The 10,552-nt window shown below is 64.5% G+C and carries 12 protein-coding genes; 3 read left to right on the forward strand and 9 right to left on the reverse strand.

What is annotated here, in order from left to right:
- Window positions 1-19 precede the first annotated feature (19 nt).
- Window positions 20-562 (forward strand): YceI family protein, encoded by a 543-nt coding sequence (locus B4400_RS14535; RefSeq protein WP_078311010.1) that lies wholly within the window; start codon window positions 20-22, stop codon window positions 560-562.
- Here the strand turns inward: B4400_RS14535 and B4400_RS14540 are convergent.
- The 9 genes from B4400_RS14540 to dapB form a co-directional block, all read right to left on the reverse strand.
- Window positions 525-1,748 (reverse strand): winged helix-turn-helix domain-containing protein, encoded by a 1,224-nt coding sequence (locus tag B4400_RS14540; protein WP_078311011.1) that lies wholly within the window; start codon window positions 1,746-1,748, stop codon window positions 525-527. The genes B4400_RS14535 and B4400_RS14540 overlap by 38 nt on opposite strands.
- Window positions 1,745-2,389, reverse strand: a complete 645-nt coding sequence (locus B4400_RS14545) for a DsbA family protein (RefSeq protein WP_078311144.1) — start codon at window positions 2,387-2,389, stop codon at window positions 1,745-1,747. The genes B4400_RS14540 and B4400_RS14545 overlap by 4 nt, the downstream gene beginning before the upstream one ends.
- A gap of 29 nt (window positions 2,390-2,418) precedes the next feature.
- Window positions 2,419-2,910 (reverse strand): dihydrofolate reductase, encoded by a 492-nt coding sequence (locus B4400_RS14550; RefSeq protein WP_078311012.1) that lies wholly within the window; start codon window positions 2,908-2,910, stop codon window positions 2,419-2,421.
- Window positions 2,907-3,707, reverse strand: coding sequence for a thymidylate synthase (locus tag B4400_RS14555; RefSeq protein WP_078311013.1), 801 nt, complete (start codon window positions 3,705-3,707; stop codon window positions 2,907-2,909). The genes B4400_RS14550 and B4400_RS14555 overlap by 4 nt, the downstream gene beginning before the upstream one ends.
- Before the next feature lie 74 nt (window positions 3,708-3,781).
- Complete coding sequence (locus B4400_RS14560; protein ID WP_078311145.1) at window positions 3,782-5,059, reverse strand: phthiocerol/phthiodiolone dimycocerosyl transferase family protein; 1,278 nt, start codon at window positions 5,057-5,059, stop codon at window positions 3,782-3,784.
- A 180-nt stretch (window positions 5,060-5,239) separates the two neighbouring features.
- The gene (locus tag B4400_RS14565) at window positions 5,240-5,710 is read right to left on the reverse strand and encodes a hypothetical protein (protein ID WP_078311014.1); all 471 of its coding nucleotides are present in this window, start codon (window positions 5,708-5,710) and stop codon (window positions 5,240-5,242) included.
- Between the two features lie 10 nt (window positions 5,711-5,720).
- Complete coding sequence (locus B4400_RS14570; RefSeq protein WP_078311015.1) at window positions 5,721-6,173, reverse strand: flavodoxin family protein; 453 nt, start codon at window positions 6,171-6,173, stop codon at window positions 5,721-5,723.
- Window positions 6,170-6,631 carry a hypothetical protein gene (locus B4400_RS14575; RefSeq protein ID WP_078311016.1) on the reverse strand — a complete coding sequence of 154 codons (462 nt, stop codon included), beginning with the start codon at window positions 6,629-6,631 and terminating at the stop codon, window positions 6,170-6,172. Before B4400_RS14575 ends, B4400_RS14570 begins: the two co-directional genes overlap by 4 nt.
- On the reverse strand, window positions 6,631-7,359 hold the full coding sequence (gene dapB / locus B4400_RS14580) for a 4-hydroxy-tetrahydrodipicolinate reductase (protein ID WP_170915016.1): 729 nt from the start codon (window positions 7,357-7,359) through the stop codon (window positions 6,631-6,633). The genes B4400_RS14575 and dapB overlap by 1 nt, the downstream gene beginning before the upstream one ends.
- A 475-nt stretch (window positions 7,360-7,834) precedes the next feature.
- Between dapB and B4400_RS14585 the strand changes: the two genes are divergently transcribed.
- Together B4400_RS14585 and B4400_RS14590 are read left to right on the forward strand one after the other, a co-directional pair.
- The gene (locus B4400_RS14585) at window positions 7,835-8,110 is read left to right on the forward strand and encodes a hypothetical protein (RefSeq protein ID WP_078311147.1); all 276 of its coding nucleotides are present in this window, start codon (window positions 7,835-7,837) and stop codon (window positions 8,108-8,110) included.
- A gap of 122 nt (window positions 8,111-8,232) precedes the next feature.
- On the forward strand, window positions 8,233-10,482 hold the full coding sequence (locus tag B4400_RS14590) for a SulP family inorganic anion transporter (RefSeq protein ID WP_078311017.1): 2,250 nt from the start codon (window positions 8,233-8,235) through the stop codon (window positions 10,480-10,482).
- Window positions 10,483-10,552: the final 70 nt, after the last annotated feature.

Below are 10,552 nucleotides of genomic sequence, written 5' to 3' on the forward strand. Positions count from 1 at the left end.
CCACCTTTACGATCAGCCGGTGAGCTCCTGGACGCTCGGACCCGAGCACGGCACGCTGACCCTGCACACCGGCGTCACCGGACGCGCGGCCCGTATGGGCCACCGTCTCACGATCGTCATGGACTCCTGGACCATCTCCGTCGACGAAACCGACGGACAACCATCGTCGGCTGCCCTCGTTGTCGATGTGAACTCGCTGCGAGTCGACAGCGGCGAGGGCGGCTTGACGCCCCTCACGACACCGGAGAAGGCGGTCGTGCGGAGCAACGCGCTGAAGACATTGGATGCCAGGCGATTTCCCACTATCGAATTCCGTGCCGAGAAGATCACCGCGGCGGCCGTCGGCTATCGCATGCATGGTTCCCTGACCATTCACGGGATAACCCAGGTTGTGGATATCGACCTTGCCGTTGTCGAAGACGGTGACAGTCAGCAGCTGAGCCTCACCACAGAGGTGTCACAGCGGACCTACCAGGTGAAGCCGTTTTCCATGGCGATGGGATCACTGAAGGTCACCGACCTGGTCAGCGTGTCGTTCGAAGGGCGACGCCCAGGGGTTTGACCACGTCACCGCGCTTCCCGACGGCGACTCTCTCAAGACCGAGCCAGGACGCCATGATGCGAAGCTGTTCGGCCAACGGCCCGGCGATGCGCGACGCGTCCTGCCCCTGCTCCGCGAACGCCCCGACGACGTTGAGGGTCCCAGCCGCACGATCAGCCTTGAGGTCGACCCTGCCGACGAGATGCCCGTCGAGCAGAAACGGCCAGACGTAATAGCCGTACTGCCGCTTGGGTGCCGGGGTGTAGATCTCGATGCGATAGTGAAAGTCGAAGAGGCGCTCGACCCTGGGACGGAAGAAGATCAGCGGATCAAAGGGACATAGCAGCGCTGTACCACGATCCACGCGTGGAATCGTCTGCCCGGGGTCCAGATAAGCCGGCGCGTTCCACCCGTCGACGGCCACCTTCTCCACTTCGCCCGCATCGGCGAGCGCGGCCAGTGCCGGTTTGATCTGTCCCGCCGCGAGCCGGAAATAGTCGCGGATGTCAGCCTCGGTTCCCAGGCCCAGCGCACGCACCGCACGACGCGTGAGTTCCAGCACTGCCTCCTCATCGGAGACCTCGCGTTGGTAGATCTCAGCGGGAATCACCTTGTGCGCCAGCTGGTAATGCCGCGAGAACCCGACGCGTTTATCGGTGGTCAGCTCACCCGAAGAGAACAGGGCTTCGGCAATCCACTTGGTCTCGCTGCGGTCCCACCACGGGCCCTTGCGGCCCGGTGCTTCCCGCTCCAGGTACGCCTCAATCTGTCCGGCCGTGCACGGCCCGAGCTCGGCGACGGCGGCGAGAACCTCCTCGACCAGGCGCGGATTCTCCTCGACGAACTTCCGTGCCCACCGCCCATGTTGGTACTCGCGCATACGCCATCGCATCAGCGGCCAGTCCTGGATGGACATCAACGCCGCCTCGTGCGCCCAGTACTCGATGAGCAGCCGTGGCGTGCGCGCGCTATGACTCCAGGCCGCATCGTCGAGGAGCGCGCGATCGTAGGGCCCAAGCCTGCTGAACACCGGCGCATAGTGGGCGCGCACCGCGACCGACACCGAATCCAGTTGCAGCACCTGGATTCTGGAAATGAGCTTGCGCAGGTGCGCCCGGGTCACCGACGTCGCGGGCGGACCGGCGAAGCCCTGCGCCGCAATCGCGATCCGGCGCGCCTGCCCGGCGTTCAATGCCGAGCGGCTCACCGGGCTCCCACAACGCGGGCCAGCCAGTCGGCGTCGGACGGATCAATCATCTCCCCCGAGCCGTCGATGACGGCCGGGACGCCGCCCAGGCCGTGATCTGTCAGCTGCTGCTCGTTGCCCGCCGTCCTTTGGTGGTCGGCATCGGTGACCTGAAGAGATGAAATCTCATGCAGCACATCGCCCGTCACTCCGGCACCGGCGGCAATGTCGCTGATCTGCAAATTGGTGAGGTTCCCCATGCCTTCGGCCGGTTGCCGTCGGAACATCTCGCCGATGAAACCCAGGATCACCGGGTCAGCGGCACCCGACTTGTCGATCAGGAACAGAGCGGCAGCGGCCCGCGACGAGTAGTCACCGCTGACCGAGATCGGGTCCAGAAAACTCACCGGCCGATAGGTCACCTGCAGTCGCCCCTCGGTGACGTACTTGGCGATCTCCTCGCCGTACTCGGCTTCGAATCGCTGGCAGAACGGGCATTGAAAATCGACGAACACGGTGATCCCGGCGGCGACATCACCGGCGCCGCCGACCGTCACACCGGCGCCCTGACTGCTCCCCCAGCCCGCGGCTTCCGCGGGTGCGGACGCGGTGCCGTCAACGACGCGGCTGCAACCGGTGAGCACCAGCACCGCGGTGGCCATCAGGATGGCCACCCGGCGCAGCGCGTGCCTCACACGTCGGCCTTCCGATAGCTCAGGAATTGGTATCGCAATCCGGATGCGCTTGTCTGCCAGTCACTTCCCTCGACCACCCAACTCTCGTCGAGCTCCGGCGCGAGGGCATCGCCCGCCACATCGGCGTCTATTACCGTCACCTCGCATCGCTGCGCCAAGGGCAGGAACAGCCGGTAGATCTCCCCGCCTCCGATGACCCAGGGGGCCTCGTCGGAGGCGGCCAACGCGGCGTCCACGCATCCGACAGCCAACGCGCCATCTGGTTCGAACAGCGCATCACGGGTCAGCACGATATTGGGGCGCCCCGGCAGTGGCCTCACACTGCTGGGCAGCGACTCCCACGTCTTGCGCCCCATGATCACCGTGTGCCCCATGGTGATTGCCTTAAAACGCGCCTGGTCTTCCGGTAGCCGCCACGGTATGGCACCATCCGCACCGATGACACCGTCGCGGGATTGTGCCCAGATCAGCCCGATGGTTCCCGTCATACCGCGACAGGCGCCTTGATGGCCGGATGATGCTGATAGTTCTCGACAGTGATGTCCTCGTACTGGTAATCAAAAATCGAATCACGCTGCGCCAGAACCAACCTGGGATACGGATAGGGATCGCGGCTGAGCTGCTCGGTGACCTGCTCGATGTGATTGTCGTAGATATGGCAGTCGCCACCGGTCCACACGAAGTCGCCCACCCCGAGCCCCGCCTGCGCCGCCATCATGTGGGTGAGCAGCGCATAGCTCGCGATGTTGAAGGGAACCCCCAGGAACAGGTCGGCACTGCGCTGATACAGCTGGCAGCTCAGCTTGCCGTCGGCGACATAGAACTGAAAGAAGGCATGACAGGGCGGCAGCGCCATCTGCGGGATCTCGCCAACGTTCCAGGCCGAGACGATGTTGCGGCGCGAATCGGGGTCGGAACGCAACAGCTCGAGCGCCGCGCTGATCTGGTCGATGTGCTCACCCGACGGGGTGGGCCAGGACCTCCATTGCACCCCGTACACCGGCCCCAGCTCGCCTGCCTCCGATGCCCACTCGTCCCAGATGGTGACCCCGCGCTCTTGGAGCCAGCGGACATTGGATTCACCGCGCAGGAACCACAGCAGCTCGTAGATCACCGACTTCAGATGAACCCTCTTGGTGGTGATCAGCGGGAAGCCGTCGTCCAGGCGGTAGCGCAGCTGGTGACCGAAGACGCTGCGCGTGCCGGTGCCGGTGCGATCCGACTTCGGCGTGCCCTGGTCGAGCACGAGACGCAGCAGATCCTCGTAAGGAGTGGGAACGGGCACGCAGCTAGCTTACTTCGCGGCTCCGACGGTGCCCGGGTCCCGACGCACCGAGAGCGCCCAGCACAGAACGCCTTCTACCGTGTCTCGAGTGCGTCAACCCGCGCCACGATGTCCGCGCGCAGCGCGCCCACCTGTGCATCGGTGAGCGATTCGGCGGGAAATTTGCAGACGATGGTGAACTCGTCCCCGATGGAATAGACCTCGTAGCGGGATGCTTGCGGCACGGGGGCATCCCCAGTGATCGCGGGTGGTGGTGTGGTGAGCTGAGCGTCGAAGTCCTCCAGGATCAGGTTCGCCGGCAAAGGCGGGATGGGCAGAATTCCAGGATTGGTGATCCGGATGAACGGCCCGAAATCACCTGCCAAGAAACCGTCACCCAGGTGGCGCACACTCTGCACAAGGAATCCGCTGTCGATGTCCTCGGTGATTTGACGCGCCACTTCGGCGCCGATATGCACAGGGTCATCGTTTACGCGGACCGTCACTTGACTTCGCGCGATCATGATTCCGTTGGCGATCTCGCCGAGTTCGGCGGGCGGTGCCAGGTGCTTGCGATAGTCCACAAGCGATTCGAAGCCGAGGTTCACCGGCACGCTACCCTCGACAGGGATCAGCGCACGTTCCGCCAGTGCGATGACACCGGTGACGAGCGTGTTGACGGTCGTGTGGCGTTGCCGTGCCGCCGCACGCAACGCCGCAGATACCTCGGGGTCGAAGCGTTGCTTCCATCCCAACACGGTCCGCGCCGCGGAGGGGCCTTCCTGCTGGCGACCGCCCCAGGTCGTAGCGCCGAACCAGTGTTTGTCCGGAAGTGTGGTTCGCAGCAGGCCCCGGCTCTCCATCGCGGACTCCGGAGCCACAGGAATTGGCTGGCGCTGTGCCTGGGGAGCTTCGCCCGTCGTCACAATCCCGGTGTAGATCTCCCACAATTCAGAGAAGTAGACGTAACTTAGCCGTGCGTCCGCGATCGAATGATCCACTCCTACCGCGACGGCGCTACCGGCTTCCCGCGGATGGACCAGGACCGCAAACGTTCCATCATCGAGCGAGAGCACCGGCAGCGTTGCGACGTCCTCGAGCGGCTCAGCCCGCAGGGACACCACCGAGGCTCGCACGGGCTCGGTGGTGACCCGAAAACGGCGGCCGACGGGATCGACCCGTGCGGCCAGGAAAGGATGCTTGCGTTGCAGAACCGTCGCTGCCGCACGCAATGCGGCTACATCCACGGCACCGCGCAGCCAGGCCACGTACCAGATCGTTGTGTACTTGCGCAGATGGTTCAATTCCGACTCTGCCACCGAGAGCATCCGCTGAACATCAACGGTTTTGGCCGTATGTAGTGTCGCGTTCAAGGCAAATTCCGATTCCATATGGACTGAATAGATAAGCGATAGTCTATGTCCATCATATGGATACTCCGCATATCCAGATATTCAGCTGAATTAATATTGCGTAATATCCGGAGTCCGATTTAACAGACTATATCGGAGATGACAGATTCGAATTCGCAACGGAATTGCCGCTCCTCGCGGCTACGGCGATCCCGGGGATCGATGTCGCAATCTTCCGCCGAGGCTTTGTAGCCCACGCAGCGTCGTGCGCAACGCATAGAACCCCGCGATCAAAGTCAACGCCAGCATTACCAGGAACATCACCAGCCAGTTGGTCCGGGTGTGCTCGACGTTCCACCAGATCACGGTGAACAGAACAGCCCCGACGAACACCAAGACATCGCGCCAGCTGCCGCCGTAGGAAAAAGCGGCCTCACGCAGCGAACGGCCCCGATCGGTGCTCGCGATCAGGTCATCGATCCGCTGATCGATGGTGCGCTGAAACGCGGCGCGACGTTCGGCCTGCTCCTCGGGGATGCGATCGAGCAGATCGAGGTCTTTGGCGATCAGCGCCCGGAAGTCTGGGGGTTTGAGATTGCCCGCTACCGCTCCCAGCAGGGCACCCCCGGCGATGGGCGCAGCCCCCAGGGCAAGTTCGGCAAGTCCGGGCATGCCAGTCTCCTCAATGCATCAAGATCGCGGCGAGCGTGCCGCCAAGGTTATAGGCCTGCTCGCGCGCGGATGCGTCGATCGGCCCGGCCACCTCGAGTACATCGGCAGCCTTCTCCAGCGCAAGCCCGGTCGCGATCTTGTCCACCGCGGACGCCGCGCCCACCGTGTCGTTGTTGCCGTGCACCCACAGGCCGTAAGGGCGTGCGGCGACATGGTCCAGGCTCGGGTAGTAGACGGTATCGAAGAAGTGCTTGAGCGCCCCCGACATGTACCCGAAATTCGCGGTGGTGCCAAACAGGTACCCGTCGGCATCCAGCATGTCGGGGATGGTCGCGGCGAGAGCCGGCCTGGCGACCACCTCGACTCCGGAGATGTCGGGGTCCTTCGCACCCGCCAGCACCGCCTCCAACAATTCCCGGGTGGCCGGTGACGGGGTGTGATGCACGACCAGTAGACGGCTCATCCCGCCGCGTCCTGCTGCATCTGCACAGCGGTGCGCATGGTCTCGCGTGCGCGGCCCCGGTCCCCCGCGTAGTCATACGCGCGTGCCAGCCGGTACCAGCCCACCCAATCGCCGGGTTCTGCCTCGACCTCCGCCTTGACGGTCGCGAAGAGCGCATCGGCATCGTCGCGATTGACACGCCCCGACGGCGTCTTGCGCAGGGCGCTCACATCGAGATCACGGCCCAATTCGGTGGCCAGACCGGCGAGTCGCTGATGCGCGAAACCCGCACGCAGGGTGGCGATCATCGCCCACACACCAATGAACGGAAGGATCAGCACGCCGACACCCATGCCGATCGCCGCGGGCTTCCCGCTGTCGATCAACGCGACACCCATCCGACCCAGGATCAGGAAGTAGACGACCATCGCCGCACACATGAACGCGATGAGGATCTTGATCCGGGCTGCGGCCGACACTACAGCTCCAGCAGGGGCTCGATGCCGATCGTGAGTCCGGGCCGGGCCGCGACGTTACGCACCGCCAGCAGCACGCCCGGCGCGAAGGACGACCGGTCGATGCTGTCGTGGCGGATGGTCAAGGTCTCGCCGGTGGTCCCGAACAGCACCTCTTGATGGGCGACGAGTCCGGCGACACGCACCGCGTGCACACGCACCCCGTCGACATCGGCGCCACGGGCTCCCTCGATCCCGGTGCTGGTGGCATCGGGGCTTGGCGGCAATCCCTTACGTGCCTCGGCGATCAAACGTGCGGTTCGCGTCGCCGTCCCGGAGGGAGCGTCCGCCTTGTTGGGGTGGTGCAGCTCAATGACCTCAACCGACTCGAAGAATCGGGCGGCCTGCTGCGCGAACTTCATCGACAACACCGCGCCGATCGCGAAGTTCGGGGCGATCAGCACCGCCGTGCCCGGGCTGTCCGCCAACCAGGCCCGCACCTGATCCAACCGCTCGTCGGTGAAGCCGGTCGTACCGACAACCGCATGAATGCCGTGACCTATCAAGAACTTCAAATTGTCCATGACGACGTCTGGATGGGTGAAGTCGATGACAACGCGGGCGGCGGCGAGCGCCTCCAGCGAGTCGTCCTTGTCCACAGCGGCCACCAGGTCAAGATCGTCCGCCGCCTCAACGGCCTGACACATGGCCTGGCCAACCTTGCCCTGCGCTCCGAGTACTCCGGTCGCGATGTTAGTCACGCCGGTCACCCTAATCCTCGGCGCCGAGACGGCGGATCCGGCGCCCGACTACAAGCGCCAAAAACGCGCGCATCAGGAGGACAGCGTTGCCGCACCGGCGGAAGTTCACCAGGGCGCCACACGGCATTCACTCGAGCTACGAAATGTCTATCACCCGATCGATTTGCCAGGCGATGATGTCAACTCCTGGTTGAGCCTTTTTTTGGTCGCGCAATCGGGTGTAATCCCGACCGGCCGAGCAACCAGCTGTGACGGTAGTCACGACTCTGGCAACCATTTGCCAGAGTCGCGCCCTGCTCTCAGGTTCCTCTCAGAAACATATCCCTAGCTGCGATACGACCCGTTTGAGGCCCGCACTGGTACTCTGGAACCCATGTCGGGCCGCAAGCGATACGCGCGTGTGGGTGGCGTCGCGATTGCCCTCCTTGCGACCCTGTGTTTCCTCGGACCGGCCACACATGGGCAGATGTTTGGCTGGCGAACAGCCATCATCGGAACTTCGCCAGCATCGAACCTGCTGCCCGAAGAGGCCCATGAGCACGTCAAGAGCCCGCTGAGCGCGACCGCCACGCGTATCCGCCAGCAACCCACCTCGATACCGGTTCCGGCCGCGATCGTGATGACAGCGCTCTTGGGCGCCACCCTGTTGGCGCTGCTGGCCTCGCGGGGTTTCGTATTCTCGCGAGCCCCCGACAACTTGGGACGACAACGCCTTATCACCCTCGGGATAGATCGACGCTGAGCCGTCGCCGTGACGGCAATGACGCCGTCCTACGCGTCTCATCCACTGATCTATCCATTTCGTCGCGCATGGGTGTGTAACCGCTGCTGCCGCGACCCTTCCTCCCGATAGGGCTTACTGTCATGACGACTTCCGTCACCGAGCAGGCTTCGAAGCCGTCGTTACTGCAGAATCTGCGGCACGACCTCCCGGCCTCCCTCGTCGTATTCCTCGTCGCGCTGCCGCTTTCGCTCGGTATCGCGATCGCCTCCGGTGCACCGCTGATGGCGGGTCTCATCGCGGCCGTGGTCGGTGGCATCGTCGCCGGCGCCATCGGCGGTTCACCGCTGCAGGTCAGCGGCCCGGCCGCCGGCCTGACCGTCGTGGTGGCCGAGCTCATCAACAAGTTCGGCTGGCAGATGACCTGCCTGATCACCATCGGTGCGGGCCTGCTGCAAATCCTGTTCGGACTGAGCCGTATCGCCCGCGCGGCGCTCGCCATCGCGCCGGTCGTGGTGCACGCCATGCTCGGCGGTATCGGTGTGACCATCGCGCTGCAGCAGATACACGTCCTCATGGGTGGCTCATCACAGAGCTCCGCGTGGCAGAACCTCAAGGCGCTGCCCCAGGGCGTCCTCAATCACCATCTGCCCGACGTCATCATCGGCGTGATGGTGATCGCGATCCTGCTGCTGTGGCCCAAGCTGCCGCCCAAGATTCGCATGATCCCGGGGGCCCTGATTGCGATCGTCACCGCGACCGCCTTCGCGGTCCTCACCAACTCCCCGGCGGAGCGGATCTCCCTGTCGGGCGACTTCTTTGACGCACTGAGCCTGCCGACCCTGACCGGACCTGCCGATGGCGACTGGGCCGGGGTGCTCCTGGGTGTGCTGACCATCGCCCTCATCGCGAGTGTCGAGTCGCTGCTGTCCGCGGTCGCCGTCGACAAGCTACACACCGGTCCCCGGACCAATTTCGATCGCGAGATGATCGGCCAGGGCAGCGCCAACATGGTGTCCGGCTTCCTCGGCGGCCTGCCCATCACGGGCGTGATCGTCCGCAGCTCGACCAACGTGGCCGCGGGCGCGAAGACCCGTGCTTCGGCGATCCTGCACGGCGCCTGGGTGCTGCTATTCGCCTCGCTGTTCAGCAGCGTGGTGCAGCTCATCCCCAAGGCCGCGCTGGCCGGTCTGCTGATCGTCATCGGTGTCCAGCTGGTCAAGTTGGCTCACATGAAACTCGCTTGGCGCACAGGCGATTTGGCTGTTTACGCCATTACCATGATCAGCGTCGTGTTCCTCAACCTGCTCGAAGGTGTCGGCATCGGACTCGTGGTGGCCATCGGCATCCTGGTAGGCCGCGTCATGCGGGCGCACATGGACGCCAGGCCGTTCGGCACCGAGGGATCGCGGCAGTGGCATGTCGAGCTCGACGGCACGCTGAGCTTCCTGTCGCTCCCCCGGCTGACCAAGACGCTCAGCACGGTTCCCCCGGGCGCACATGTCACGCTGGCGATCAACGCCGACTATGTCGACCACGCCATCTCGGAGGCCATCTCCGACTGGAAGCGCGCCCACGAAGCCGCGGGCGGCACCGTGATGATCGTCGAGTCCTCACACGCCAAGCTGCACCACGCCCACACCACCCGGCCACAGCGGCATTTCGTTTCGCGCGCTGTTGGTTTGGTGCCGTGGCGGTCGTGGCGCCGCAGCGAGAACGACGGCGCGGGCGCGTCGATCATCGACGGCATCAACGAGTACAACAGCCGCGGTTCGGGCGCTCTGCGACCCCATGTCAGCGAGCTGGCGGACTATCAGGATCCCGATGCGCTGTTCCTCACCTGCGGCGACTCGCGCATCTTGCCCAACGTCATCACGGCCAGTGGCCCGGGCGACCTGTTCACGATCCGCAATGTGGGCAATGTGGTGCCCACCGATCCGGCCGATGGCTCGGTGGACGCATCACTCGACTTCGCGATCAACCAGTTGAACGTGAGTTCGGTTGTCGTGTGCGGGCATTCCTCATGCGGAGCGATGAAGGCACTGCTGACCGAATCGACCGATACGCCCACCACTCCGGTGGGACGCTGGCTCGACTACGCCCGCGACAGCCTCATCGCATTCCAGGAACACCACCCAGCACGATCCAGCGCGGAGGCACACGGGTTCAACGAAGTCGATCAGCTCGGCGTCGTGAATGTGGCAATCCAGGTGGAACGTCTTATTCACCATCCGATCCTGGCCGGGGCCGTGGTATCCGGACGGGTGCGCGTGGTCGGCACGTTCTTCAACATCGCCGAGGCGCACGTGTACGAGGTGGATGAGAACGGGATCGTGGGCCAGGACGGCACCGCCAATGACGTCGTGGAGGACCCGGCCCCGGCTACCAGCTGATCCGCGACTCTACAGGGGCGCTCCCCCGCGTAGATGCTCGAAGATCAATGACGTCTGCGTGCCCGCGACA

This window comes from Mycobacterium sp. D16Q13, from assembly GCF_002013375.1.
Lineage (GTDB): Bacteria > Actinomycetota > Actinomycetes > Mycobacteriales > Mycobacteriaceae > Mycobacterium.

Coding starts and splice junctions, on each gene's coding strand:
- B4400_RS14545 (WP_078311144.1), bottom strand. CDS start 2,389: ATGGCCACCGCGGTGCTGGTGCTCACCGGTTGCAGCCGCGTCGTTGAC.
- B4400_RS14550 (WP_078311012.1), bottom strand. CDS start 2,910: ATGACGGGAACCATCGGGCTGATCTGGGCACAATCCCGCGACGGTGTC.
- B4400_RS14565 (WP_078311014.1), bottom strand. CDS start 5,710: ATGCCCGGACTTGCCGAACTTGCCCTGGGGGCTGCGCCCATCGCCGGG.
- B4400_RS14570 (WP_078311015.1), bottom strand. CDS start 6,173: ATGAGCCGTCTACTGGTCGTGCATCACACCCCGTCACCGGCCACCCGG.
- B4400_RS14585 (WP_078311147.1), top strand. CDS start 7,835: ATGTTTGGCTGGCGAACAGCCATCATCGGAACTTCGCCAGCATCGAAC.
- B4400_RS14590 (WP_078311017.1), top strand. CDS start 8,233: ATGACGACTTCCGTCACCGAGCAGGCTTCGAAGCCGTCGTTACTGCAG.